Source organism: Nocardia sp. Root136, from assembly GCF_001427185.1.
Lineage (GTDB): Bacteria > Actinomycetota > Actinomycetes > Mycobacteriales > Mycobacteriaceae > Nocardia > Nocardia salmonicida.
The window spans coordinates 2,870,630-2,895,292 of the sequence record NZ_LMFE01000001.1 but is presented as its reverse complement, the minus strand read 5'-3'; the positions used below and the strand labels follow the sequence as shown (position 1 = coordinate 2,895,292).

The following is a 24,663-nucleotide window of genomic DNA, read 5'->3' as shown; positions in this document are numbered from 1 at the left end:
ACCCGCAACAGTTTGGCAATCCGGCGGCAGCATACGACACACTGTTCGGGTGAGCGCCGAATTAATGATCCTGTTGATCGTCATCGCCACAGCTCTCGCATTCGACTTCACCAACGGATTCCACGACACGGCCAATGCCATGGCGACGTCGATCGCCACCGGCGCTCTGAAGCCGAAGACGGCGGTAGCCCTCTCCGGTGTGCTGAATCTGATCGGTGCGTTCCTGTCGGTATCGGTGGCGGCGACTGTGGCCAAGGGCATTGTGAAATTGGACGATGTGAGTGGACACGACCTGCTGGTCATCGTCTTCGCCGGCCTGGTCGGCGGCATCCTGTGGAATTTGTTGACCTGGCTGCTCGGCCTGCCGTCGAGTTCCTCGCACGCGCTGTTCGGCGGGCTGATCGGCTCGACGATCGCCGCGCTGGGCTGGAACGGCGTGATCTGGGCATCGGGGTCGGACGGCGTGCTGATCAAGATCGTGCTGCCCGCGCTGCTCGCGCCGGTGATCGCGGCCATGGTGGCGGCCATCGGCATCTTCCTGGTGTACCGGATCACCCACGGCGTCGACCGGGAGAAGACCGACGAGGGATTCCGCTGGGGACAGATCGGGTCGGCCTCACTGGTCTCGCTGGCGCACGGCACCAACGACGCGCAGAAGACGATGGGCATCATCTTCCTCGCGCTGGTCGCCTACGGCTCGCTGGGCAAGGACGACCACATGCCGCTGTGGGTGATGGCTTCCTGCGCGGTCGCGATCGCCCTCGGTACCTATCTCGGCGGCTGGCGGATCATCAGGACCCTCGGGAAGGGCCTGGTCGAGATCGAGTCGCCGCAGGGTCTGGCCGCCGAGTCGACCTCGGCGGCGATCATCCTCACCTCGGCGCACTTCGGCCTGCCGCTGTCGACCACGCAGACCGCGACCGGCGCGATCCTCGGTACCGGCATCGGCAAGGGCGCGGAGGTGCGCTGGCGTGTGATGGGCCGGATGGCCGTCGCCTGGCTGCTCACCCTGCCGATGGCGGGCATCGTCGGCGCGATCTGCTGGGTGATCGCCCACCTCATCGGTGGGCTCCCCGGCGTCCTCGTGGTGTTCGGCCTCCTGATCGCCGGGGCGCTGGGAATCTATCTCCGGTCGCGCCGGGACCCGGTCGGCACCCACAATGTGAACGAATGGCCCGACGGCCATCAGCCACCCGCCTCGGCACCGTCGCCGATCGACCAGAACCTTGCCGGGTAGAGGGGAGCGATCGTGCACACCGTGATCACCAATCTGAGTTCACTGTGGGAAGTGGTGCTCGCCGCGCTGATCTTCGGCGCGGGCGTACCCGCCGTTTTCGCTTACGCCGTGCGGTGGTGGGCCAATGCCGAGACCGTCGACGCCGAGGGGCGAGTTCGGCGCAACTATCCGGCGCTGGCCGGTGCGCTGACCTGCCTGGTCCTCATCGTCGTCGTGGTGATCACCGGAATCCTGTTCACCGCCAAGGCATTCATCGCCCACCAGTTCGGCATCCACCTGTTCGGCCAATCATGAGTGAGGAAGCCATGACCGATCCGAACCCCGCCTCGCCGAGCCCCTCGGTCCGCGGCAACCTGCTCTCTCGGGTGCTCGGTTGGTTGCGTGCCGGGTACCCGCAGGGCATTCCGCAGTCGGACTACGTCGCGTTGTTCGCGGTGCTGCACCGCCACCTCACCGACTACGAGGTGGTGGTGATCGGAGAGCGGCTGGTCGAGGCCAGCCGCGAGGGCGAAAAGATCAGCGAGGCCGATATCGCCGCTGCCATCGCCGATTTCGCGAAGCAGCAGCCCGCGCCCGACGATGTCTCGCGGGTGGCATCGCATCTGGCCGCCGGTGGCTGGCCGTTGGACGAGCCGCTCGACGACGGCGAACCCACTATCGAACAGAATTGATCACCCCGTTCGACAATTCCGTCGCGCCAGCGGAATTCGCTGGTGGCGACAATGGCGAATCGACTGGCTACCGGGCGATCGCGCGCTAGCATGCATCCGTGGTTCGGCGTGCGGATGTAACCGATAGTGGTCGTAGTTACGGTGGATTGTCGCGCCAGCAGCGAGTAGCGCTACGCCGCAACAGGTTGACCGACGCGGCGCTGGAACTATTCGGTACCCAGGGATATTCGTCGACCTCGATCGAGCGACTGTGTGCGACCGCGAATGTGTCGACCCGCAGTTTCTACGAAGACATCGGTAGCCGCGAGGCATTGTTGATCGCACTCGTCGACCGGTTGAACGCGGCCGCGCTGCGCCGCCTCGACGAAGCCTTGGAAAGCACCAGTGAACAGCCGCTGGTGGTGCGCGTGGTGGAAAGTTTCCGTGCGTTCCTCGCGGTGACCTGCCGTGATCGCCGGGCGGCGCGGGTGTTCTATGTCGAGGTCGTCGGGGTGAGTCCGGTGGTGGAGGAATGGCGGCGCGCACAGCGACGGTCGATTTCGGCCCTGCTCACGCGCGAAGCGCAACGGGCCGCCGAGCGCGGCGAGGCGGAATCGCGCAGCCTGCACCTGTTCGGCCTCGCGGTAATCGGCGCGGTGAATTCGCTCGCCCAGGAGATGGTGCACGCCACCGTCCCCGGCGACGCGATCTCGGTCGACGAGATCTGCGAGGAGATCGCCTATTTCATCCGCTCCGGGCTCACGGTGCGCACCGCGGTCGCGCCCACCGCGTAGCCGGCGACAACGCAAAAGCGGGAGGCATCCGAATCCGGATGCCTCCCGCTTCTCAGTGAGAAATCAGATACCCATGCCCTGAGCGAGCAGCGGCCACGACTCGTGCAGCGCCTGCTCCCAGTACGGCCAGTAGTGGGTGCCCATCGGGGTGAACTGGTAGGTCGCCGGGATACCCAGCGAGTCCAGCTTGGTCTTCAGGTTCTGGCTGCAAGCGTTGGTCGCCGCTTCGATGCCGATTCCGAGACCGAGGTTGATCACGCCCATCGGGCCGGGCGAACCGTTGAGGTAGTAGGCCACGTCGGCGTTGGTCGGCATGCCGCTACCGCTGGAGATGTAGAGGTTGGTGCCGCGCAGCTTCTCGGCGTTGACGACCGGGTCGTTGTCGACCCACGCCGGATCGTTGTCCGGACCGTACATGTTCGCGGTGTTGCCGCCTGCCCAGGTCTCCACGGAGAACTTGACGGCCTGCTTGCCCATCGGGTCGGCGATCTGCGCGCAGCCACTGTAGGCGGCGACGGACTTGAACAGACCCGGGTTGGCCTCGGCCAGCTGCAGGACCGAGGTGCCGGAGGTGGACAGCCCGGCCAGCGAGTTCAGGCCGGTCGAGTTGAGGGCGCCGTCGAGCAGCGGCGGGAGCTCCTGGGTGAAGAAGGTGCTCCACTTGTTCAGGCCGAGCTTGGGGTCGTCTTGCTTCCAGTCGGTGTAGTAGCTGCCGCGACCACCGATCGGCTGGATGACATTGACCTGCTTGTCGGACAGGAAGCCGAGCGCCTGGGTCTGCGCGGCCCAGCTGGCGGTGCCCTCGCCGCCGTCGAGGCCGTTGAGCATGTAGAAGTTGGGGGCGGGCTTCGACTCGTCGACGGGACGCTGCACGTCGATCGTGATGTCCTTCTTCATCGCCGCCGAGTACACCTTCAGATGCCACACGCGTCCGTCTTTGACGATGGACGACACGGCTGAGGGCTTCTCGGGCTCGGCGGTCGCGGCGCCACCGGCGACAACGGCCACCGACAATGCGGCGGTCAGAGCCACGGCGGTGGTGCGCAGCGCGGCCACGGTACGTAGTGCAGAGAGCTTCATCGAACAGTCGGTTCCAGTCCACGGGCCCTGTCGGGCACGTCATCGCAGTGCTTCCCCCGGTCGCCGAGAGCATATGCGCTCGACGCTCGCAGGGCTGTCAGATCCTCCGACACTCTATGTCCTCTCACATGAGCGAATCGTTACCGGTTCACTTTTATGGTGACCTCGAGCACGGTTTACGGGGGCGCAATCTGGGCTCCGATTCGGAAATGCCGCCGCAACCAGCCGCTCTTATGGTGACGAGCATGGGTAAGGAAATCCCCGGCAGCGCGACCGCCGGGATCGAGATCAGTGGGTTGAGCAAGACGTTCAAGGTAGGCCGCAACACGGTCGACGCGCTGGACTCGGTCGATTTGCGGACTTCGCACGGTGCATTCCTGGCATTGCTCGGGCCGTCGGGCTGCGGCAAATCGACGGTGTTGCGGATTCTGGCCGGCCTCGACGAACCGAGCGCGGGTACCGCCCGGATCAACGGCCTGTCCCCGGAACAATTGCGCGGCGGTCATCAGCTGGGTATCGCGTTCCAGGATTCGGCATTGCTGCCGTGGCGCAGCGTGGAATCCAATATCGGGCTGCCGTTGCAGGTGGCCGGGCTGCCCGCCGCACCGGACCGGATCGCCGAGCTGATCGCGCTGGTCGGCCTCGAAGGGTTCGAGAAGGCCAAGCCCGCGCAGCTGTCCGGCGGTATGCGCCAACGGGTTTCGATCGCACGGGCACTGGTCGTGCAGCCGTCGGTGCTGCTGCTCGACGAACCGTTCGGCGCGCTCGACGACATGACCAGGCAGCGATTGAACCTGGAACTGCTGCGCATCTGGACCGAGAAGCCCGCGACCACGCTGATGGTCACCCACGGCATCGGCGAGGCGGTGTTCCTCTCCGATGTGGTGGCGGTGATGAGTCCACGACCGGGCCGGGTGCTGGAACTGGTCGAGATCGACCTGCCGCGACCGCGCACACCCGAGATGATGCGGACCCCGGAATTCCACAAGCTCTGTGACTACCTGTCCGAGTTGCTGTTCGGGCGGGGTGGGGTCGCGTGAGCGCGGGCACGGGCCGCGCGGCCGGTGCGCTGGGCGTGGTGGCGCTGATCGCGCTGTGGTGGGCGCTGGCCGCCGCGGGCACCGCGGGCGGGACGATTCCCACGCCGTGGCGAGTTCTTTCCACCATGTGGTCGGACGGGTGGGGGCTCTACGGGCCCAACTTCCAGGTCACCGCGATCGGGGCGGTGCAGGGCTTCCTGTGGGGGAATCTGCTGGCGATCGGGATCGCGGCGCTGATCATGGTGGTACCGCGGATCGAACCCCTCGCCACCCAATTGGCCATCCTGAGCTATTGCACGCCGCTGGTGGCGCTCGGCCCGATCATCCTGGTGGTGTTCGGTGGACGCACACCCACGGTGTTCCTGGCCGCGATGTACTGCTTCTTCACCACCATGGTCGGCGCGGTGACCGGATTGCGCTCGGCGGATCCGGCGAGCCTGGATCTGGTGCGCGCCTACGGCGGTGGCCGCTGGCAGCGGCTGTATCGCGTCCAATCCATCGCGGCGCTGCCGAATACGTTCGCCGCCTTGAAGATCGCCGCGCCGTCGGCTGTGCTCGGTGCGATCATCGGTGAGTACCTGGGCGGCGTCGACAGCGGCATCGGAGTCGCGCTCACCGCGGCGCAGACCGCCTACAACGTGCCACGCACCTGGGGCATGGCGATCGCCGCCGCCGCACTGGCCGGGCTCGGCTACCTGCTGGTGGCGGGTGCGGCCCGACTGATCACGCCGTGGACGGCGACCGCCGAGGAGTCGACGCGATGACCACCACCGTCTTGCGCAGGATCGGCCGCTTCCTGCTGCCGCTGGCGAGTTCGCTGATCCTGCTGCTCGTCATCTGGACGCTGTTCCTTCGCCTGTTCCCGCAGATCGGTCCACGGGTGGGCAAGACACCGGCGGATGTCTGGGCCTACCTGGTGACCTCGGCGGGTGCGGCGACGGCACGGCAGGCGATTCTCGACGACCTCGCGATCACCCTGCGCGACGCGGCATCGGGCTTTCTCGTCGGAATGGCGGGCGCGCTCGGCGTTGCCGCGCTGTTCGTGCTGTATTCGGCTGTGCGGCAGACGTTCATGCCGGTCGCGATGCTGTTGCGTTCGGTGCCGCTGGTCGCCCTGTGTCCGATCGTCGTGCTGATCTTCGGCCGTGGCGCGGCGGGGGTGACGGTGCTGACGGCGATCGTCGTGTTCTTCCCCGCCCTGGTGATGATCATGACCGGCCTCCGTGAAGCGCCGAGGCAGGCAATGGAATTGGTGACGGCCTACGGCGGCACGCGCTGGACCCGGCTGCGGATGGTCGCGGTGCCCGCCGCACTGCCGTCGGTGTTCGCCGCGGCCAGGATCTCGGTGCCCGGTGCGCTGATCGGCGCCCTGCTGGGTGAATGGCTCGGTAGTGGAACAGGATTGGGCGCGAGCCTGGTGCGGGCCATCCCGATGTTCCAGTACAACCGGCTGTGGGCGTCCATCGTGGTCGTCACGGTGGTGTCGGTGCTGCTGTACGCGATTGTCGGAGTGCTCGAGAACGTGGTGCTCGCGCGCTTCGGTCCGAACGCTGGAAAGTAGGAATAGTGGGTGGAACGTGACGGCAAAGAGAACGAAACGCGGCGAATCTAGATTCTGCGTATGAACAGTGTCGACCGTCGTTCCTTTCTCCGCTTTTCCGCATTGACCGGCGCCGCGCTCGGCGGCGCCGGATTGCTCGCCGCGTGTGGCAGCGGTTCGAGCACATCCTCGAACGGCTCGACTGACGACGGCTCGAAATTCGGCAAGGTCGCTATCCAGTTGTCGTGGATCAAGAACATCGAATTCGCGGGTGAGTATTTCGCCGATTCGAAGGGCTATTTCAAAGATGCGGGATTCGGTGCGGTAGATCTCGTCGCGGGTGGCGCGGCGTCGACTTCGGTGGAAGCGGGCCTCGATACCGGCAAGATCTGGCTCGGCCTTTCCGCACCGCAGACCACCGCGCCCGCCGTGCTCGAAGGACTGCCCGCCAAGATCGTCGGTGCGACCTATCAGAAGAACCCGTTCGCGATTGTCAGCTCGGCAGGCAAACCGATAAAGACGCCCGCGGAGATGAAGGGCCGCAAGATCGGCGTGCAGGACACCAACCAGCTCATCTTCAGTGCCCTGCTGGCCGCCAACGGCATCAGTCCGGGCGAGGTGACCGTGGTGCCCGCGCAGTTCGATCCGACGCCACTGGCCAACGGTGAGGTCGACGGCTGGGTGAGCTATGTGACCAACGAGCCGATCACCTTGGCTGCCAAGGGCTTCGCCAACGACCACTTCCTGTTCGCCGACTTCGGTCTACCGCTGGTCGCCGAGACGATGACCGTCAGCCAGCACACCATCGACAACGAGCGCGACAAGCTCAAAGCCTTCCTGACCGCCCAGATCAAGGGCTGGAAGGACGCCGTCGCCAGTCCCGCCGAGTCCGCGCGCCTCGCGGTAGAGGTCTACGGCAAGGACCTGAAGCTCGACCTGGCCGAGCAGACCGCGGAGGCCACCGCGCAGAACGACCTGGTCGTCTCCGCGTCGACCAGGACCGACGGACTGCTGACGATGTCGGACGCGCTGATCGAGCAGAACATCGCCGCCCTTCGTACCGCGAAGATCGATATCAAGGCCGACCAGCTGTTCGACCTGTCGGTTATTCGTGAGATCTACGCCGAGAACCCTGGTTTGGAGTAGACGGTCGGCCGGCGCCGCGGGTCGCGGCGCCGGCGCACATCAAATCGCCATGCCCACAGCGGCGGTCGAGACGTAGTCGCGCTGGGCCGCGAGGCGCAGACCCGCACGGGAGGCGAGGAAGTCGGCGGTGATGAAGACGGCGGTCTCGGCGGGGGTGCGCGGGCCGGTCTCCAGGCCCGCGGGCACGTGCACGCGGGACAGGGTCGGCTCGTCGAAGCCGCCGGCCCGCAGGTCGTCGAGGCGGCGGGCCTGGTCGGCCGGGGTGCCGAGGGCGGCCAGGTATCCGAGCTCGGGTAGTCGTAAGGCGACGGTGAGCAGCGGGATCTCGAAGCGCGGCTCGTTGGCGAGCACGACGATCGCGGTGCTGCTGTCGACCTCGCCCGCGGCCGAGAGGGTGTTGAGGTAGCGGTGCGGCCAGTCGACGACCACTTCGGCGCCGGGGAACGAGGCCGGGTCGGCGAACTCGGGGCGCGAGTCGCAGATGCTCACCCGGTAGCCGATCATCCGCGCCTGCGCGACGAGGGTGGCCGCATAGGCGTTGGCGCCGAAGATGATCAGGCGCGGCGGCGGGCAGTACGAGGCGACGAACAGATCCGACTCGGGCAGCGCGACGAGTTCGGTCGCGTGCTTGCGGTCGGTGACCAGATGCTGACCGATGACATCGGGATCCTGATTCCAGACCACGGTGAACACGGTGACCCGGCGATGGGCTTGGATATCAGCGGCAATGGAGGGGAATTCGGGAAAATCGCGGCAGGAGAACGGTTCTACGAAAATATCGACGAGCGTGCCGTCGTCGGCGCTCGATTCCATCCCGGTGAGCATGCTGTAGCGGCGCAGTTGCCGGACGCCGGTGCGACCCGCTTCCAGAGCCGCGTCATACACGGTCTCTTCCAGCCGGCCGGAGGCAATGGATCCGAAGACGCCACCGTTCGGCGTGACGAGCATCGAAGATCCGATGGGCAGGGAATTGGTGCCGATAGTACGGACCACGGTGGCGAGGCCACCCGTACGGCCCGAATGCCACACTCGCAGAAGGTCATCGACGATATCGCGCATATCTCACAACTCCGATCACCGTGCGCCGACTTCCGGGAAATCGCGATCGGTCCCTGTCGCCAAGTCGTCGCACGTGACGCACACCATATCCTGTCGACCGCCCAAATAGGAACCGGCCCCGACATCGCCTGCCGTTACCTCCGAAATGGCTTCCCAGTGCTTGTTCTCGATCACAACGGGGTGACCAGGTGTGTTGTTGAACACAGCACGGGCAAGTCCGCTCTGGCTCGAACGCGCCGCGGCGAGCACTCTGGCGACTACATCGGCCCCGATATCGGGGGTATCGACGGGCAAGAACGCCACATAACGAGTGTCCTTTTCGAGGGCGGCGCGCAAGCCCGCGCGCACCGTCGCGGAGAGTCCGGTGGCCCAGTCGGCTACCCACCGCCACTCGGTGTCGACGGGCAGTCCGAGGGCGTCCGGATCGGGTCCGGTCGCGCCGAGCGCGACGATCACCGGATCGCAACCACCGTCGCGCAGGGCGGTGATCGCCGAGCGCAACCAGGCGCCGTTCTCGGCGAGTGCCTTGGGTTTGCCGTATCGCGTGCCCGCACCCGCCGCGAGGACGATGCCCGTGCACGACGGGTTCGCGGAAGGGGCGAGTGGGGGCATGTGAGCGAAGGTAATGACGCAATGTTGCCGCTCGATTACGGCAGGGGAGCGCGGCGACGACGACACGCCGACGTGATGGACTGCACATCGGTGGCGACGGGGCGGGGATCGCGCGATGCTGGATCGATGACGAGCCAAGGGTTGAGCCTCGCGGGTTTCAACGATCTACCTGCGGAGACTGCCGAAGAGGCATTGCTTGCCTGTTGCGCTGCGCCGCGCTGGGCACGGGCTGTCGCGGCTGCCCGTCCCTACGCGACCACGGAATCGCTGACGGCGGCCGCCGACGCGGCGTCAGCCTCGCTCGATGACGCCGACATCGATGAGGCGCTGGCTGGTCACCCGCGCATCGGCGACCGCCCGACCTCGGCGGCGTCGGCGCGCGAACAGTCCGGCGTGACCGGCCAGGACGTGCGCTCGGCGCTGGCCGAGGGCAATCGCGCCTACGAGGCGAAGTTCGGCCACATCTATCTGGTCTGCGCCGCGGGCCGCAGCGGCGAGGAGCTGCTCGCGGTGTTGCGGGCGCGCTTGGACAACGATCCGTCGACCGAAAGGCAGATCATGCGAACAGAACTGTCGAAGATCAACCGGCTGCGACTGGCGGGACTGGTGGTGCGATGACGAGCCTGAGCACCCACGTCCTCGATGCTGTGTGCGGGGCGCCGGCGGCGGGTGTCGCCGTCTGGCTCCTGCGCGAGGACCAGCGGCTCACCGAAGCGCTCACCGATGCCGACGGGCGGGTGAAAGAGCTTGCGGCCGGGCTGAATCCGGGCGACTACCGCCTCTTCTTCGACACCGGCAGCTATTTCGCGGCGCAGGGTAGCGAGACTTTCTATCCGGAAGTCTGCGTCGCGTTCACGGTGGGTGAGCAGACGCATCTGCATGTGCCGCTGCTGCTGTCGCCGTTCGCCTATTCCACCTACCGAGGGAGCTGAGATGGCACTGAATGGTCCGATCGTGCTGACCGATCATCGATATGGCAAGGCCGAGAATCGGGTTGTGCGTTTCTACAAAGAGAACGCGCGCCACGAGATTCGCGACGTGAACGTCTCCACCGCCCTGCGGGGCGATTTCGAGGCGGCATACACCGACGGTGACCAGCGTCACGTTCTGCCCACCGACACCCAGAAGCACACCGCCTTCATCTACGCGAAGAAGCCCGGCCTCGACACCATCGAGGACTACGCGATCGCGCTGGCGAAGCATTTCGTCGATGCGGTCGAGCCGGTGTCGAGTGCGCGGATCGACGTGGACTCCTATGGCTGGCAACGGGTCTCGATCGATGGTGCCGAACACGATCACACGTGGGTGCGGCAGGGGCCCGAGGTGCGCACGGCGGCGGTGACGGTGGCGGGCACGGGCGCCGAGCAACAGACCTGGGTGATCGGCGGGATCAAGGACCTGGTGCTGCTCAAGTCGACCGGCTCGGAGTTCGCCGACTTCCTCACCGACGAGTACACGACTCTCGCGCCGACCCATGATCGTGTGCTGGCCAGTTCGCTGGTGGTCCAGTGGCGCTTCGCCGAAATCGGTGGAGTCGACTGGGACGAGGTGTACGCCGGGATTCGCGCCACGCTGCTCGAGCTGTTCGCGACCACGTATTCCAAGGCGTTGCAGCAGACGCTGTACGCGATGGGAACGGCCGCGCTGGAACGTTTTCCGATGCTCGCCGAGATCCGGTTGTCGGCGCCGAACAAGCACCACTTCGACTACGACCTGGCGCAGTTCGAGATCGAGAACAAGGGTGAGGTCTTCTGGGCGGCCGACCGGCCGTACGGCTCGATCCACGCCACCCTGGCACGCGCGGACGCACCCGACGCGGGGATCGCGTGGCAGCCGTGAGCGCGCCCGATCTGCTGATCCACGGCTGCGCGGTGGTGACCGTCGACGCGGCGGGCACCGAGTACCGCCACGGCTGGGTCACCTTGCGTGGCAACAGGATCGATGCCGTCGGCGAGGGTACGCCGCCGGAATTCGGCCCCGGGGTCGCGCGGATCGACGGGCGCGGCTGTGTACTCACGCCCGGTCTGGTCAACACCCATCACCACCTCTACCAGTGGATCACCCGCGGGCTGGCCGCCGACAACACCCTGTTCGAGTGGCTGACCACGCTGTACCCGGTGTGGGCGCGGATCGACGAGAAATCGGTGCGGACCGCGGCGACCGGCGCGCTGGTCTCGCTGGCGCGCAGTGGCTGCACGACGTCGTCGGATCACCATTACGTGTTCCCGCGCGGCGGCGGCGATCTGCTCGCCGCGGAGATCGGAGCGGCCGCCGAGGTGGGGCTGCGGTTCCACCCGGCGCGCGGGTCGATGGATCTCGGACAGAGCAGCGGCGGGCTGCCGCCGGACTCGGTGGTGGAGTCGATCGACGACATCCTCGCCGCGAGCGCCGCGGCCGTCGAGGACTGGCACGACCCGTCCTTCGACGCGATGGTGCGGATCGCGCTGGCCCCCTGCTCGCCGTTCTCGGTGACCGCCGATCTCATGCGCGAGTCCGCGGCGCTGGCGCGTTCCACGGGTGTCCGGCTACACACGCACCTCGCCGAAACCCTCGACGAGCAGCAGTTCTGCCTGGAGAAGTTCGGGTGCACGCCCGCCGAGTACATGGAGCGGCTCGGCTGGCTCGGCGAGGACGTCTGGTACGCCCACGCCGTGCATCTCGACGACCCGGCGATCGCGGCGATGGCCAGGACCGGGACCGGGATCGCACACTGCCCGACGTCGAACGGTCGGCTGGGCGCCGGGATCGCGCGGACCGCCGACCTGGTGGCGGCCGGTGTGCCCGTGGGGCTCGGGGTCGACGGTGCGGCCAGCAACGAGTCGAGTTCGATGATCGAGGAGCCGCGCAACGCGCTGCTGTACGCGCGGGCGGTCGGTGGGCCACGGGCGATGACGGTGCGGACCGCGCTGGAACTGGCGACCATGGGCGGCGCGCGCGTGCTCGGGCGCGCCGAGGAGATCGGGTCCATCGAACCCGGCAAGCTGGCGGATCTGGCGCTGTGGCGGCTGGATACCCCCGCTCACGCGGGCATCGAGGACCCTGTTGTCGCGCTGGTGCTCGGGTCGGCGCCGCCGTTGGCCGCCTTGGTGGTGAACGGGCGCGAGGTTGTTCGCGACGATGTGGTGCTGACCGTGGACGAGATGGCGGTCGGCGCCGAGGTGGCCCAGGCGCAAGCCACGCTGCTGGCCGGTGCGTGATCTCGCGCAAGATCTCGGTTGTGGGCGGTACTCGTCGGCGACGGCGTGCTGAACTGCGGTTTTGCTCGGATCGGCGCACACTGGATGGCGTACACCGGGTTAACCGCGGCGCAATCTGGCGCGGGTTTCGTGCAACATCGTGGCAACTCGCGGCCCCTACTGTGGCCGGTGAGGCAAGCGAGGTGAACGTGGATCTGGATACTGTTTCCGAGGTTGTTCTCGCCCGCGAGCGCGCCGATCTGGCACAGGTCGGAGCGGGTAGCGCGGTGCTGGCGGGCGGCACCTTTCTTTTCTCCGAGCCGCACGATCATCTCGACCGGCTGGTCGACATCACCACCCTCGGCTGGGCTCCGCTCACGGCCCGCGCGCAAGGTCTGGAGATCGCCGCGACCTGCACGCTGGCGGAGTTCGCCGGCGCCGGGCCCGGCCGCGAACTCGGCACCTCGACGCTGCGGCCGGAGTGGCCGGGGACGGCGCTGTTCGCGCAGTCCTGCCGGGCGCTGCTGGCCTCGCACAAGATCTGGCGCACCGCGACAGTCGGCGGGAATGTGTGCCTGTCGCTGCCCGCCGGTGCGGTACTCGGCGCGCTCGTCGCCTTGGACGCCACGGCGGTGATCTGGCCGCGTGGCGGCGGCGAGCGTCGAATCAGCCTGCGCGACTTCGTCACCGGGCCCGGCGAGAATCTGCTGGCCTCGGGCGCCGTCGTGCGCTCCTTTCTGGTGCCTACTTCGAGTCTGTTGGCGCGCACCAGCTTTCGCAAGATAGCCCTGGCTCCGCTCGGGCGTTCCGGATCGGTGGTGATGGGTAGACGCGAGGCCGACGACCGCTGCGCGATCACCGTCACCGCGGCGACCGTGCGACCGATCGTCCTCGACTTCGATTCCGTCCCAGCACAATCCGATCTGACCGACGCGCTGGCCGAACTGGACGACGACGTGTGGTTCGACGACCCGCACGGTGCGCCGGACTGGCGCGAGCACGTGACCGGGCTGCTGGTCACCGAGGTCGCCGCCGAACTCGGGGAGGCGTCGTGAGTTCAGATGGTCGCGTCGTAGGCGGCGGGCACGGTGCGGGTGACCAGGCCGTCGCGTTCGAGATCGCGCAGCATCCGGACTGGTCGAGGGCGGCCCGCGCGGCCGAATTGTGCTGACCACGGAACACGGAGGTGGTTCATGAGGCTCGAGATCGACGGCCGTGCGGTCGAAGTGAGCGCGCGGCCAGGCCAGTGTCTGCGCACGGTGCTGCGCGAACACGGTGAGCTGGCGGTCAAGAAGGGCTGCGACTCCGGCGACTGTGGCGCCTGCTCGGTGCTGCTCGACGGCGAACCCGTCCACTCCTGCCTGATCCCGGCACACCGCGCCGCCGACCGCGCGGTGACGACCGCCGCGGGACTCGGCGATACGGACGGGCCGAACTCCGTGCAGCGCAGCTTCGTGGCGAACGCCGGGTTCCAATGTGGTTTCTGCACTGCTGGAATGGTGGTGACAGCGTCGGGTCTGGCCGCCGTTCGGCCCGACACACCTGTGGACAACTCTGCTGCTCAGGCAATCACCGACGCCGAACGCGCCGAGCTGTTGAAGGGAAACCTGTGCCGCTGCACGGGGTATCGCGCCATCGCCGACGCTTTGGCCGCACCCTGTGCATCAGTGTGCACAAATACCGAAGCCGACTCGGCGCAGCGCCGTTCGGGAGAATCCGGCACGTTGTGCACAGGGGAGGGCGGTCGTGAGTCGACCGCTGACCGATTCGACAGTAGTTCGTCGGCCTCGCGCGGCGTTACCGATGAAGTCGCAGAGCGGGCGGGTGCCGGTCGCAGCACGGAGTCGGAGGCGGAATCGGCGGACACGGCAACGCTGCCGGACGTGTCTGCGGCCACCACGGCGAGCAGCGATGGCGGTCGGTCAGCTCATTCGCCTGGTGACGACGTGCGGCCGCGAGGTGACGAGGTGGCGCGATCGGCTGGGCCGATCGTTGCGGAGGGGCCTGGTGTCGAGTCTTATGTGGGCGGCCATCTGGCCGGCGAGGTCACCGCGGTCTCGGCTGAAGAAGGGCCTGATGTCGGGGTGTCTGCCGTGTCGGTAGTGGAGGCGCGGGTCGGTGGGGTGATGCGGCGGAAGTATCGGCCGGGGCAGATCGGGGACGGGGTGGGGGCGCCCGCGGGGGCGCGGATCGTGCGGGGTGGGGAGGCGTTCACGATGGACGTGGTGCCGGGGGCGGGGAAGCAGATGCCGCCGGTGGCTCCGTGGCATCTGGCTGTGCTGGCCAGTCCGCACGCGCATGCGCGGATCGTCTCCATCGACGTCGCCGCGGCGCGGGCGGTGCCGGGTGTGCACACGGTGTTGACGCATGTGGATGGACCGCGGACCGCGTTCTCCACGGCTCGCCACGAGCTGCGCGAGGATGATCCGGACGACACCTTCGTGCTCGACAGCACGGTCCGGTTCGCGGGGCAGCGGGTGGCCGCGGTGGTGGGGGAGACCCTGGACGCCGCACGCGCGGGGGTGCGAGCGCTGCGCGTGGAGTACGAGGTGCTGCCCGCGGTCTTCGAGCCCGAGGCGGCGTTGGCCGATGGCGCACCGTTGCTGCATGCCGACAAGCCGGACTCGGCGCGGATCGCCGACGCGCAGCGCAATCTGATCGCCGAGATCCACGGTGGTGTGGGTGATTTCGACGCGGGCATCGAGCAGGCCGCCAAAGTGGTGAGCGGCGTGTGGAATTCACCTCGCGTGCAGCATGTGCACCTGGAGACCCACGGTGGAATCGGATGGCTCGACGACGCGGGCAGGCTCGTCGTCCGCTCGAGCACCCAGGTGCCGTTCCTGGTCCGCGACGAACTGTGCCACCTGTTCGGGCTGGATCGAGATCGCGTGCGGGTGTTCGCGACTCGCGTGGGCGGCGGATTCGGGGCGAAGCAGGAGATGCTGGCCGAGGATCTCATCGCGCTGGCTGTGCTGCGCACCGGGCATCCCGTGCAATACGAGTTCACCCGCACCGACGAATTCACCTCGGCCACATGTCGTCACCCGATGCGCGTCGCGGTCACCGCGGCAGCCGACGCGGCGGGGGTCCTGACCGCGCTCTCGGTGGACGTCCTCGCCGACGCGGGCGCCTACGGCAATCACAGCGCGGGCGTGATGTTCCATTCGGTCGGTGAATCCGTGGCCGTCTACCGCTGCCCGAACAAGCGGGTCGACGCGCAAGCGGTGTACACCAACAACGTTCCCTCCGGCGCGTTCCGTGGATACGGGCTCGGCCAGGTGATCTTCGGCGTCGAATCGGCGATCGACGAACTGGCCCGCGAACTCGGCATCGACCCGTTCGAATTCCGCCGTCGCAATGTGGTGATTCCGGGAGATCAATTCACCGCCGCCGAAATCGACGAGTCCGACCTGACTTTCGGCAGTTACGGTCTCGACCAATGTCTCGACACCGCTCAACAGGCACTGCGTCGCGGCAACGGTGTCGCGGCGCCCGGTCGGCACTGGCAGGTGGGTGAGGGGATGGCCGTGGCCATGATCGCGACGGTACCTCCGCGCGGACACCACGCCGATGCCACGGCGAGCCTGCTCGCCGATGGTCGCTACGAAATAGGCGTCGGCACGGCGGAATTCGGCAACGGAACCACGACCGTCCACGCCCAGCTCGCGGCGACGGCACTGGTCACCGCCGCCGAGCGGATCGTCATCCGCCAGTCCGACACCGACGTGGTCGGCCATGACACCGGCGCGTTCGGCTCCACCGGCACCATGGTCGCGGGCAAAGCCTCCTACGCGGCGGCGCTCGAACTGCACGCGATGATGTTGGCGAGGGCGGCGAAGGTGAGCGGCCACCCCGAACGCGACTGCCTGCTCGAAGCGGACGGTGTGCGCTGCGGCGACGAGCTGATCACCGCGGACCGACTGCTCGCCGACGGCGAGCTGATCGCCCACGGCACCCACGCGGGCACCCCGCGCTCGGTGAGTTTCAATGTGCACGCGTTCCGGGTGGCGGTACAGCCCTCGACCGGCGCGGTACGGATTCTGCAATCGATCCAGGTCGCCGACGCGGGCACCGTGCTCAACCCGGTGCAGCTGCGCGGGCAGGTGGAAGGCGGGGTCGCGCAGGCACTCGGTACCGCGCTCTACGAGGACATGCGGTCGGAATACGGTGTGGTGACCACCAGGACGCTGCGCCACTATCACGTTCCACAGTTCGCCGATCTGCCCCGCACGGAGGTCTATTTCGCCGAAACGAGTGACGAGTTGGGCCCGCTGGGTGCCAAATCGATGAGTGAGTCCCCCTACAACCCGGTGGCCCCGGCCCTGGCGAACGCGATTCGCGACGCCATCGGTGTCCGCCCGGACCGATTACCGATGACCGCCGACCGGGTGTGGCGGACCATCAAGGAAGGAACCGCCGGGTGAATACTCGCCTGCCCGAACATATTCGAGCCCGCATCGACTCCATTCTCGACTCCGTCGACGCGGAACTGCGCGTGCGCTACCCCGGGGCCGGTGACCGGGTCCAGCCCGTGCACACCGCCTACGTTCCCGCCGACCGCGCCACCGCGCAGACCCCCGCCGAGTGGGGTGCTACCGCCTCGGAGTTGCTGCATCGCCACGCCGACTTCCTCGTCGGCCTCGACGTCACCGGCTCGCTGCCTGCCGTACGCCGTCAACTCGCGGACCGGCCGGTGCAGGACATGCGCATCGACTTCGAGGACGGTTACGGGTTCCGGACCGACGAGGAAGAGGACGCGGCCGCGAAGGTCGCGGGGGAGGCGTTGGCGGCGTGGGCCGAAAAGCCCGGCGCCCCGGTCTCCTTCGGAGTTCGGACGAAGGGGCTGGCCGCGAACGAACGTCGGCGCGCGTTGCGGACCCTCGAACTGGTCCTCGACGGGGCGGGTGGGGCGCTGCCCGGCTTCGTGTTCACGGTGCCGAAGATCCGCGCCGCGGAACAGGTGTCGGCGATCGTCGACCTGTGCACCGGGCTCGAGCGTGGACACGGCCTGCCCGAACGGTCGCTGCGGTTCGAACTGCAGATCGAGAGCCCGCAGGCGATCATCGCCCCCGACGGTACCGCGCCCATCGTCAAGATGATCCAGCTGGCCGAAGGACGCTGTAGCGCACTGCATTTCGGTACCTACGACTACACCGCCGCCTGCGGCATCGCGGCCACCGATCAGGCCCTCGACCATCCCGCCGCCGACTACGCCAAGTCGGTGATGCAGGTCGCCGCCGCGCAGACGGGGGTGTGGATCTGCGACGGCTCCACCCAGATCGTTCCCGATGTCGATCCCGAGGGCGCCATGGCCAACCATCACCGCCTGGTCGACCGGGCGCTGCGTCGCGGCTACTACCAGGGCTGGGACATGCACCCCGGCCACCTGATCACCCGCTGGCTCGCCACCTACGACTTCTTCCGTAGCGCGTCCGAGGTGGCGGTGCCGCGCCTGATCGCCTATCTGGACCGGCGCGGCGGGGGCGTGCTGGACGAGCCCGCTACCGCCGAAGCCCTGGCGAGCACCGTGCTGCGTGGCCTGCGGGCCGGGGCGTTCACCGAGGCCGAACTACTCGCGAAGGCCCCGGACCTGACCGGCGATGTTCTGCTCGACCTCGCCGCTCGGCGCGTGCGTACGACATGAGCCATCCACCACAAATAGCGGTATACCAGTAATATCGAACCCGACATGAGGAGGCACCCGTGAGCCGAGTCGACGGCAGCGACGATTTCACCCTGCTCCCGGATCTGGCTGTCCGCACCCTTGGCGGTTCGGTGATCTGGGCGAACGACGAATTCTTCGCGGAGAAGGAGAACCTCGTCAGCCCGGGTCCGTCGGAATACCAGCCGGCGACGTTCGGGCACAAAGGTCAGGTCTACGACGGCTGGGAGACTCGCAGGCATCGCGGCAGACCCGGTGACGATTCGGCCGTCGTGCGCCTCGGCGTGCCCGGCGTGATCCGCGGCGTGGTGGTGGACACCGCCTGGTTCAAGGGCAATTTTCCGCCTGAGGTGTCGCTGTCGGCGCTCGCGATCGAGGGCTATCCGCCCGCCGAGGAGATCGCCGCCCGCACCGATTGGGTGACCCTGCTCGACCGCGTGAAGGTCGGTGGCGACAGCCGCAATCCGTTCGCCGTCGACGACGAGAACCGGTGGACCCATGTGAAACTCACCATGCATCCCGATGGCGGCGTGGCCCGGCTTCGCGTGCACGGCGAAGGTCGCCCCGATACCGCGCTCCTCGGCCTCGGCCCGCTCGACCTCGCCGCGCTGGAAAACGGCGCCCTCGTGCTCGACTGCTCGAACCGCTTCTACAGTTCGCCGAACCAGATGCTCTACCCCGGCCTGGCCAGGGAGATGGGCGACGGCTGGGAGACAGCGCGTCGCCGCGACGACGGAAACGACTGGGTGCGCATCAAATTGGCGGGCCCGGGCGCGATCCGGCTCGCCGAGATCGACACCTCCTGCTTCCTGGGAAACAGCCCCGGCTCGGCGTCGCTCACCGGGTTGACCAGCGACGGAACAGAAGTCGAACTCCTGCCGCGCACCGACCTGCTCCCCGACACCCGGCATCGCTTCGCGCTCGCCCTCGCGGCGGCCTCGGTAGTGGAGGTACGCCTCGACATCTATCCCGACGGCGGCCTGGCCCGGCTGCGCCTCTACGGAGAGCTCAGCGCATGAGCGAGCTTCGCGATTTCGTCGGATACGGACCGAATCCGCCCGACCCACAGTGGCCCGACGGCGCGGTGATCGCGGTGCAATTCGTGCTGAATTACGAAGAGGGTGGGGAGAACAACGTCCTCGACGGTTCGCCGCATTCGGAGACCTTTCTCTCCGAGATGACGCCCGCCGATGCCTTTCCGAACCGGCACATGAGCATGGAATCGCTCTACGAATACGGCTCGCGCGCCGGGTTGTGGCGAGTGCTGCGCGCCTTCGAACGGCGCGGCCTACCGCTCACCGTCTTCGCCGTGGCGCAGGCGATGCAGCGCAATCCCGAAGCGGTAGCGGCCTTCTCCGAACTCGGCCACGAGATCGCCTGTCACGGACTGCGATGGAAGTCCTATCAGCTGATCGATCGCGAAAGCGAACGCGCCGACATGGCCGAAGCGGTCCGCATCCTCACCGACCTCACCGGTGCGGCCCCCCTCGGCTGGTACACCGGCCGCGACTCCCCGAACACCCGCGAATTGGTTGTCGAACAGGGCGGTTTCGTCTACGACTCCGATTCCTACGCCGACGACCTCCCCTACTGGACCGAGGTGCGCGGGCAGAACCATCTCGTGGTGCCGTACACCCTCGACACCAACGACATGCGCTTCTCGTCCCCGGCCGGCTTCGCCAACGGCGACGAGTTCTACGCCCACCTGCGCGACGCCTTCGACGTGCTCTACCGCGAAGGGGCCGAAGGCGCCCCGAAGATGTTGTCGATCGGCCTGCACTGCCGCATCGCGGGCCGTCCCGCCCGCACCGCCGCCCTCGAACGGTTCCTCGACCACGTCCAATCGCACGAACGGGTGTGGACAACCCGCCGCATCGACATCGCCGAACACTGGCGCAAAGTCCACCCGGCGGGGGTTCGGCTCCTCGGCGACTGATCGCGCGACGTCGACCCCGCTGCGCGCGGGGGTCGACGTCGGCTCGGCGCTTACGCCAAACCGCAGCGTTCGATGTTGCTCAGCGTGATCTGGCGATCGGATTCCTTGGCCTGCGGGACGCGGTTGTAGGCGCCCAGGGAATCCATGTACTCGACGAACGCGTTCGCGATCTCTTCCGGCGTCGCATCGGGTTTCGCGGCGCGGACATTGTCGACCAGGGTGCGCGTGGTCTCGCACTGCTCTTCCTGAGTGAAGATCGGCGGCGGGTCGGCGTGCGCGAAGGCCGGTGCGAGCAGCAGCACGAACGCGGCAAGGGCGGCGGATCGAATAATTCTCACGCCTGCGACTGTACGTACGAAAACGTAACGGCCCCAAGCTACTTGGAGTAGCGCGGGGCCGTTCTCGTACTCGGGTCAGGCGAACAGCGCGCTGACGAAGGGCACCGAGTCGACCAGGGAGGCGTTGACGGTGCCGTCGTGGTCGGTGGGGTAGGTGCGGAAGGTGAGCGGCTGGCGGTTTGCTTGCAGGACCGCGGCGTAGCGCAGGGTTTCGGGGGTGACAACGTCGGTGTCCTGCAGGCCCTGGCCGAGGAAGAGCGGGCGGTCGTAGCCGGATTCGGGCAGACCCATGTAGTGGGCGAGCAGGCCGTGGACGTCGGGGATCGAGGACATGGGGCGGGCGAACATGCTGCCGATCGAGGGTTTCGCGGCGGCGAGTTCGTCGCCGAGGGGGCCGATGCAGGCGGTTTGGGCGCGGGCGAGCCAGGTGCGGCCGGTGTCGGTGAGCAGGCCGTCGATGTTCAGGTCGGGGTAGGTGGTGCGCAGGCCGCTGAGGATGTACAGGACGTAGGCGGTGAGGTGCGAGCTCAGGGCGACGGGGGGCACGCCGGGGCCGAGTAGTTGGATGACGTCCTCGATGTAGGCGGGGACGCCGGTGCCCACCGCACCGCGGTAGTCCAGATCGGGACCGCCGAATTCGGTGGCGTAGCGGGCGGTGAACACCGCGGCGCCCGCGCCCTGGGACTGGCCGACCACGGCCCACCTGTTCGACAGGGACGAGTACTGCTCGGTCGCGGCCTTCACCGCGTCGACCACATTGTGCGCTTCGGCGATGCCGTTGAGGTAGGGATGTTCGCCGGGGCCGCCGAGGCCCGCGTAGTCGGCGGAGACGATCGCGTAGCCCTGGTTCAACCAGGTGCCGAGGTAGGCCCAGTCGCGCTCGACCGCGGCGGGCCCGCCCACGCTGTAGGCGCAGTCGTCGCCGAGTCCGACGGTGCCGTGTGCCCACGCGATCACCGGCCAGCCGCCCTGCGGGGCGTCGCCCGCGGGGAAGTACACAGCCGCGCTGGTGGTGGTCGGCTGGTCGCCCGCGGTGGTCGATCGGTAGAGCAGGCGCTCGGCCCGGGCGGAACCGGGCAGAGTAGCCGCGGCGGACAGTGACTCGACGCCGACGACGGTGCCCGCCGCCTCGGTCGGCTGCGCGCTCGCCACCGGTGCCAGGCTCAATGCCGCCGCCAATACGGTCAGCGATGTCGCCGCGATCCTCGAAATCCTCATGGACCCACTCTTTCGTCTTCCGAGCAACCTGTCTCGGTGGACGAGTGTCTCGCACGCTGTGCGGTGCACCCACTTCTGGGGGGCGATGGGGGAATCCGCGCGTCGTGACCCAATCGAGTGACGACACGCACATCATTCGTGTCCGGCGTGGTGTGTGAAACGACTCACACGCTGGAAGGCTCGGGAGTGTCGGAGGGCGCCCACCCGATGATCGCTAACAGTACGAGCGTTATGCTAAAACTCCTGGTCAGCACTACCCGTCGGTAGGGCCGATGCTTGCAATCAGCCCGCTAATTTCGCAAAGTTAGCAAACGCGTCGTCAAAACTAGCTGAGATTCACACAACCAACAGGTAGACGGCTATTTCCGGGTGTGCCATTGTTTGGAAGTACACCCCTTGGGCCCTAGTTAGTCCTAGCAAGCCTGCAAATTGCTCCAGCAGTACGAGATGTGCAACCGAAAGCGTTCAGCCACCGGTTGATTCGCACGCCGACTGCGTGGGGCACCGACCACACGAGGAAGTGGAGTCAAGAGATGTCTCTCCCCGGCACCCCGAAGACCGCAGCGGAAATCCAGCAGGATTGGGACACCAACCCGCGTTGGAACGGCCTGACCCGCACCTACTCCGCCGAGCAGGTTTCCAAGCTGCAGGGCAACGTCGTCGAGGAGCACACCCTCGCCCGTCGCGGTTCGGAGATCCTGTGGGACCTCGTGAACAACGAGGACTACATCAACTCGCTGGGCGCCCTCACCGGCAACCAGGCCGTGCAGCAGGTTCGCGCCGGCCTGAAGGCCATCTACCTGTCCGGTTGGCAGGTCGCCGGTGACGCCAACCTGTCCGGCCACACCTACCCGGACCAGTCGCTGTACCCGGCGAACTCGGTTCCCGCGGTCGTGCGTCGCATCAACAACGCCCTGTCGCGCGCCGACGAGATCTCCAAGGTCGAGGGCGACGAGTCGGTCAAGAACTGGCTGGCCCCGATCGTGGCCGACGCCGAGGCCGGCTTCGGTGGCGCCCTGAACGCCTACGAGCTGCAGAAGGCCATGATCGTGGCCGGCGCCGCCGGTGTGCACTGGGAAGACCAGCTGGCTTCGGAGAAGAAGTGCGGCCACCTCGGTGGCAAGGTGCTGATCCCCACCCAGCAGCACATCCGCACCCTGACCTCCGCGCGTCTGGCCGCCGACGTCGCCGACGTGCCTTCGGTGATCATCGCCCGCACCGACGCCGAGGCCGCCACCCTCATCACCTCCGATGTGGACGAGCGCGACCGTGAGTTCCTGGACGGCACCCGTACCGCCGAGGGCTTCTTCGGTGTGAAGAACGGCATCGAGCCCTGCATCGCGCGTGCCAAGGCCTACGCCCCCTACGCCGACCTCATCTGGATGGAGACCGGTATCCCGGATCTCGAGGTCGCGCGCAAGTTCGCCGAGTCGGTTCGCAGCGAGTTCCCGGACCAGCTGCTGGCCTACAACTGCTCGCCTTCGTTCAACTGGAAGCAGCACCTGGACGACGCGACCATCGCGAAGTTCCAGCGTGAGCTCGGCGCGATGGGCTTCAAGTTCCAGTTCATCACCCTGGCGGGCTTCCACTCGCTCAACTACGGCATGTTCGACCTGGCGCACGGCTACGCTCGCGAGGGCATGACCGCGTTCGTCGACCTGCAGGAGCGCGAGTTCAAGGCTGCTGCCGAGCGTGGCTTCACCGCCATCAAGCACCAGCGTGAGGTCGGTGCCGGCTACTTCGACACCATCGCCACCACCGTCGACCCCAACACGTCGACCGCCGCCCTGAAGGGCTCCACCGAAGAGGGTCAGTTCCACTGATCCCCCTCGGAGTTGCTTTGACCGGCAACGTCTTTCCTCTACTCCGGTAGGGGTGTACGCCCTCCCTCGCCGATCAGCCCTCGGTGAGGGAGGGCATCCCTATACTTTGGTCGCTATGACCTCCCCAGCCACCCCACAGCCAGACACACAGCAGGAGCGGGACGTGAGCAGCAGCGAGAAGATTCAGCGCGTTGGCATCATCGGCGCCGGACAGATGGGCGCGGGCATCGCGGAGGTGTGCGCACGCGCGCACGTCGACGTCCTCGTCTACGAGACCACGCGTGAACTCGCCGCCGCGGGCCGCGCACGGATCCTGCGTTCGCTGGACCGTGGCGTGAGCAGCGGCAAGATCACCGAGCGTGAGCGGGAGCAGGCCGCATGGCGGCTGCGCTTCACCTCCGATCTCAGCGACTTCGCCGACCGTCAGCTGGTGGTCGAGGCCGTTGTCGAGAACGAAGAGGTCAAGACGGCCATCTTCGCCGAGCTGGACAAGGTCGTCACCGACCCGAACGCCGTGCTCGCCTCCAACACCTCCTCGATCCCGATCATGAAGATCGCCGTCGCCACCGCCAACCCCGAGCGCGTGGTCGGCCTGCACTTCTTCAACCCGGTGCCGGTGCTGCCGCTGGTCGAGCTGGTCACCACGCTCAAGACCAGCGAGCCGGTCGCCAAGCGCGCCGAGCAGTTCGCCGCCGAGATCCTGGGCAAGCAGATCGTGCGCTCGGCCGACCGCTCCGGTTTCGTCGTCAACGCGCTGCTGGTGCCGTACCTGCTCTCGGCCATCCGGATGGTCGAGTCGGGCTTCGCCACCAAGGACGACGTCGACAAGGCGATGGTGCTCGGCTGTGCCCACCCGATGGGCCCGCTGGCGCTGACCGACCTCGTCGGCCTCGACACCGTGAAGTCCATCGCGGACTCGATGTACTCCGAGTTCAAGGAGCCGCTCTACTCGGCTCCGCCGCTGCTGATGCGCATGGTCGAAGCCGGGCTGCTCGGTAAGAAGACCGGAGCCGGGTTCTACCAGTACGGCAAATAGGGGACTCGTCCGAACAGCCCGGATTCGGGCTGTTCGGTAGGGACGCATCAGGTTTACCCGCTCGGGGTCGTTTGGTGGCTGTGTTTATTGGAGCGCTGGCGCGCTCGAGCGGGGCCCTTCGGGCCCCTGATCTTCCCTCCCTACGGGTACTCCTTCGTCGCACCCTTCGGTCAGTCCAGATCAGGGCGGGCCCCTAGAGAGACTTACAAAAGGCGCTCAGGTGCTCGGGGTTTGCGGGGGGAGCGGCGCGGAGGCGTTCTTGCGGCTTAAGCTGCTGTAGCCGGACGCGCTCGCGTGCCCGGTGCTATGTCTCGAG

25 protein-coding genes are annotated in these 24,663 nt (G+C 67.4%); 19 read left to right on the top strand and 6 right to left on the bottom strand.

Annotated features, from left to right (window positions below):
- Positions 1 to 49 precede the first annotated feature (49 nt).
- The 4 genes from ASD42_RS13255 (at position 50) to ASD42_RS13240 (ending at position 2,681) form a co-directional block, all read left to right on the top strand.
- On the top strand, positions 50 to 1,237 hold the full coding sequence (locus tag ASD42_RS13255) for an inorganic phosphate transporter (protein ID WP_056814677.1): 1,188 nt from the start codon (positions 50 to 52) through the stop codon (positions 1,235 to 1,237).
- 12 nt (positions 1,238 to 1,249) lie between these two features.
- Positions 1,250 to 1,531 carry a hypothetical protein gene (locus tag ASD42_RS13250; protein WP_056814674.1) on the top strand — a complete coding sequence of 94 codons (282 nt, stop codon included), beginning with the start codon at positions 1,250 to 1,252 and terminating at the stop codon, positions 1,529 to 1,531.
- Positions 1,532 to 1,542: 11 nt separating this feature from the next.
- The gene (locus tag ASD42_RS13245) at positions 1,543 to 1,908 is read left to right on the top strand and encodes a DUF3349 domain-containing protein (protein WP_056816253.1); all 366 of its coding nucleotides are present in this window, start codon (positions 1,543 to 1,545) and stop codon (positions 1,906 to 1,908) included.
- Positions 1,909 to 2,006: 98 nt separating this feature from the next.
- Positions 2,007 to 2,681, top strand: coding sequence for a TetR/AcrR family transcriptional regulator (locus ASD42_RS13240; protein ID WP_056814672.1), 675 nt, complete (start codon positions 2,007 to 2,009; stop codon positions 2,679 to 2,681).
- Positions 2,682 to 2,744: 63 nt separating this feature from the next.
- Here the strand turns inward: ASD42_RS13240 and ASD42_RS13235 are convergent, their stop codons facing one another.
- Positions 2,745 to 3,761 carry an alpha/beta hydrolase gene (locus tag ASD42_RS13235; RefSeq protein ID WP_056814669.1) on the bottom strand — a complete coding sequence of 339 codons (1,017 nt, stop codon included), beginning with the start codon at positions 3,759 to 3,761 and terminating at the stop codon, positions 2,745 to 2,747.
- A 245-nt stretch (positions 3,762 to 4,006) separates the two neighbouring features.
- Here ASD42_RS13235 and ASD42_RS13230 point away from each other — a divergent pair, with 245 nt between their 5' ends.
- The 4 genes from ASD42_RS13230 to ASD42_RS13215 are packed head-to-tail and all read left to right on the top strand — an operon-like array spanning position 4,007 to position 7,487.
- Positions 4,007 to 4,801 carry an ABC transporter ATP-binding protein gene (locus ASD42_RS13230; protein WP_235569397.1) on the top strand — a complete coding sequence of 265 codons (795 nt, stop codon included), beginning with the start codon at positions 4,007 to 4,009 and terminating at the stop codon, positions 4,799 to 4,801.
- Entirely contained in the window at positions 4,798 to 5,565 is a 768-nt protein-coding gene (locus tag ASD42_RS13225) for an ABC transporter permease (RefSeq protein WP_056814662.1), read from the top strand. The genes ASD42_RS13230 and ASD42_RS13225 overlap by 4 nt, the downstream gene beginning before the upstream one ends.
- Positions 5,562 to 6,362 carry an ABC transporter permease gene (locus ASD42_RS13220; protein WP_056816249.1) on the top strand — a complete coding sequence of 267 codons (801 nt, stop codon included), beginning with the start codon at positions 5,562 to 5,564 and terminating at the stop codon, positions 6,360 to 6,362. Before ASD42_RS13225 ends, ASD42_RS13220 begins: the two co-directional genes overlap by 4 nt.
- Before the next feature lie 60 nt (positions 6,363 to 6,422).
- Entirely contained in the window at positions 6,423 to 7,487 is a 1,065-nt protein-coding gene (locus ASD42_RS13215; protein WP_056814659.1) for an ABC transporter substrate-binding protein, read from the top strand.
- Between the two features lie 39 nt (positions 7,488 to 7,526).
- Here the strand turns inward: ASD42_RS13215 and ASD42_RS13210 are convergent, their stop codons facing one another.
- Positions 7,527 to 8,546 (bottom strand): XdhC family protein, encoded by a 1,020-nt coding sequence (locus tag ASD42_RS13210; RefSeq protein WP_056814656.1) that lies wholly within the window; start codon positions 8,544 to 8,546, stop codon positions 7,527 to 7,529.
- Between the two features lie 15 nt (positions 8,547 to 8,561).
- Positions 8,562 to 9,158, bottom strand: coding sequence for a nucleotidyltransferase family protein (locus ASD42_RS13205; RefSeq protein ID WP_056814652.1), 597 nt, complete (start codon positions 9,156 to 9,158; stop codon positions 8,562 to 8,564).
- 126 nt (positions 9,159 to 9,284) lie between these two features.
- On the opposite strand from ASD42_RS13205, the gene uraD reads away from it, so the two are divergent.
- From uraD to ASD42_RS13180, 5 genes are all read left to right on the top strand, one after another.
- On the top strand, positions 9,285 to 9,776 hold the full coding sequence (uraD, locus tag ASD42_RS13200; RefSeq protein ID WP_056814649.1) for a 2-oxo-4-hydroxy-4-carboxy-5-ureidoimidazoline decarboxylase: 492 nt from the start codon (positions 9,285 to 9,287) through the stop codon (positions 9,774 to 9,776).
- On the top strand, positions 9,773 to 10,090 hold the full coding sequence (gene uraH / locus ASD42_RS13195) for a hydroxyisourate hydrolase (protein ID WP_056814646.1): 318 nt from the start codon (positions 9,773 to 9,775) through the stop codon (positions 10,088 to 10,090). Before uraD ends, uraH begins: the two co-directional genes overlap by 4 nt.
- Before the next feature lies 1 nt (position 10,091).
- A complete protein-coding gene (gene pucL, locus ASD42_RS13190) occupies positions 10,092 to 10,997 on the top strand; it encodes a factor-independent urate hydroxylase (RefSeq protein ID WP_056814643.1) in 906 nt (301 codons plus the stop codon).
- Positions 10,985 to 12,355 (top strand): 8-oxoguanine deaminase, encoded by a 1,371-nt coding sequence (locus ASD42_RS13185; RefSeq protein ID WP_056814641.1) that lies wholly within the window; start codon positions 10,985 to 10,987, stop codon positions 12,353 to 12,355. The genes pucL and ASD42_RS13185 overlap by 13 nt, the downstream gene beginning before the upstream one ends.
- A 188-nt stretch (positions 12,356 to 12,543) precedes the next feature.
- A complete protein-coding gene (locus ASD42_RS13180; RefSeq protein WP_056816246.1) occupies positions 12,544 to 13,389 on the top strand; it encodes an FAD binding domain-containing protein in 846 nt (281 codons plus the stop codon).
- Between the two features lie 2 nt (positions 13,390 to 13,391).
- Here ASD42_RS13180 and ASD42_RS34370 read toward each other — a convergent pair whose 3' ends face one another.
- Entirely contained in the window at positions 13,392 to 13,529 is a 138-nt protein-coding gene (locus ASD42_RS34370; RefSeq protein ID WP_156677433.1) for a hypothetical protein, read from the bottom strand.
- On the opposite strand from ASD42_RS34370, the gene ASD42_RS13175 reads away from it, so the two are divergent.
- From ASD42_RS13175 to puuE, 4 genes are read left to right on the top strand one after another with little or no spacing between them, the layout of a single operon-like run.
- Complete coding sequence (locus tag ASD42_RS13175; protein ID WP_056814638.1) at positions 13,528 to 16,758, top strand: molybdopterin-dependent oxidoreductase; 3,231 nt, start codon at positions 13,528 to 13,530, stop codon at positions 16,756 to 16,758. The genes ASD42_RS34370 and ASD42_RS13175 overlap by 2 nt on opposite strands.
- Entirely contained in the window at positions 16,755 to 17,978 is a 1,224-nt protein-coding gene (locus ASD42_RS13170) for a DUF6986 family protein (protein WP_084787084.1), read from the top strand. The genes ASD42_RS13175 and ASD42_RS13170 overlap by 4 nt, the downstream gene beginning before the upstream one ends.
- Positions 17,979 to 18,037: 59 nt before the next feature.
- Positions 18,038 to 19,015, top strand: a complete 978-nt coding sequence (gene alc / locus ASD42_RS13165; RefSeq protein ID WP_056814632.1) for an allantoicase — start codon at positions 18,038 to 18,040, stop codon at positions 19,013 to 19,015.
- The gene (gene puuE / locus ASD42_RS13160; protein WP_056814629.1) at positions 19,012 to 19,932 is read left to right on the top strand and encodes an allantoinase PuuE; all 921 of its coding nucleotides are present in this window, start codon (positions 19,012 to 19,014) and stop codon (positions 19,930 to 19,932) included. Before alc ends, puuE begins: the two co-directional genes overlap by 4 nt.
- A gap of 50 nt (positions 19,933 to 19,982) precedes the next feature.
- Here the strand turns inward: puuE and ASD42_RS13155 are convergent, their stop codons facing one another.
- Together ASD42_RS13155 and ASD42_RS13150 are read right to left on the bottom strand one after the other, a co-directional pair.
- Entirely contained in the window at positions 19,983 to 20,270 is a 288-nt protein-coding gene (locus ASD42_RS13155) for a hypothetical protein (RefSeq protein ID WP_131816571.1), read from the bottom strand.
- A 75-nt stretch (positions 20,271 to 20,345) separates the two neighbouring features.
- Positions 20,346 to 21,488 (bottom strand): alpha/beta hydrolase, encoded by a 1,143-nt coding sequence (locus ASD42_RS13150; protein WP_056814624.1) that lies wholly within the window; start codon positions 21,486 to 21,488, stop codon positions 20,346 to 20,348.
- A 533-nt stretch (positions 21,489 to 22,021) separates the two neighbouring features.
- Between ASD42_RS13150 and aceA the strand changes: the two genes are divergently transcribed.
- Both aceA and ASD42_RS13140 read left to right on the top strand, forming a co-directional pair.
- On the top strand, positions 22,022 to 23,311 hold the full coding sequence (gene aceA / locus ASD42_RS13145; protein ID WP_056814620.1) for an isocitrate lyase: 1,290 nt from the start codon (positions 22,022 to 22,024) through the stop codon (positions 23,309 to 23,311).
- 163 nt (positions 23,312 to 23,474) lie between these two features.
- Positions 23,475 to 24,347, top strand: coding sequence for a 3-hydroxybutyryl-CoA dehydrogenase (locus ASD42_RS13140; RefSeq protein WP_255284589.1), 873 nt, complete (start codon positions 23,475 to 23,477; stop codon positions 24,345 to 24,347).
- Positions 24,348 to 24,663 lie beyond the last annotated feature (316 nt).